Origin of the sequence: Streptomyces sp. NPDC058092, from assembly GCF_042884935.1 — a bacterium.
In the GTDB taxonomy this organism is placed as follows: domain Bacteria; phylum Actinomycetota; class Actinomycetes; order Streptomycetales; family Streptomycetaceae; genus Streptomyces.
This window is the reverse complement of record NZ_JBHVSY010000079.1, coordinates 1-1032: the sequence shown is the minus strand read 5'-3', so window position 1 is coordinate 1032 and position 1032 is coordinate 1. Positions and strand designations below refer to the sequence as shown.

Sequence of the window (1032 nt, the reverse complement as noted above, 5' to 3'; positions counted from 1 at the left end):
ATCCAGGTCGGGTCGGTTGCGGTGGGCGGGGATGCGCCGGTGTCGGTGCAGTCGATGACGACGACGCGTACGTCGGACATCGGTGCGACGTTGCAGCAGATCGCGGAGCTGACGGCGTCGGGCTGTCAGATCGTGCGGGTGGCGTGTCCGACGCAGGATGACGCGGATGCGTTGGCGACGATCGCGAAGAAGTCGCAGATCCCGGTGATCGCGGATATTCATTTCCAGCCGAAGTATGTGTTCGCGGCGATCGATGCGGGCTGTGCTGCGGTGCGGGTGAATCCGGGGAACATCAAGCAGTTCGACGACAAGGTGAAGGAGATCGCGCGGGCTGCGAAGGATGCGGGTACGCCGATCCGGATCGGTGTGAACGCGGGTTCGCTGGATGCGCGGTTGCTGAAGAAGTACGGGAAGGCGACTCCGGAGGCGTTGGTGGAGTCGGCGCTCTGGGAGGCGTCGCTCTTCGAGGAGCATGATTTCCGGGAGATCAAGATCTCGGTGAAGCACAACGATCCGGTGGTGATGGTCAATGCGTACCGTCAGCTGGCCGCTCGGTGTGATTATCCGTTGCATCTGGGGGTGACGGAGGCGGGTCCGGCGTTCCAGGGGACGATCAAGTCGGCTGTGGCGTTCGGTGCGTTGCTGTCGGAGGGGATCGGGGACACGATCCGGGTGTCGTTGTCGGCGCCGCCGGCCGAGGAGGTCAAGGTCGGTCTGCAGATTCTGGAGTCGTTGAATCTGAAGCAGCGTCGGCTGGAGATCGTGTCGTGTCCGTCGTGCGGGCGGGCGCAGGTGGATGTGTACAAGCTGGCGGATCAGGTCAGTGCGGGTCTTGAGGGCATGGAGGTGCCGTTGCGGGTGGCCGTGATGGGCTGTGTCGTCAATGGTCCGGGTGAGGCCCGTGAGGCGGATCTGGGTGTCGCTTCCGGGAACGGCAAGGGGCAGATCTTCGTGAAGGGCGAGGTCATCAAGACCGTGCCCGAGTCGAAGATCGTCGAGACACTGATCGAAGAAGCCATGAAGATCGCCGAG

General features: G+C 63.5%; 1 protein-coding gene. It reads left to right on the top strand.

Features of this window, described 5'->3' with window-relative positions; genetic code table 11:
- A partial coding sequence (gene ispG, locus ACFVV1_RS40840; RefSeq protein WP_390000715.1) for a flavodoxin-dependent (E)-4-hydroxy-3-methylbut-2-enyl-diphosphate synthase occupies positions 1 to 1032 on the top strand: 1032 nt, incomplete at both ends.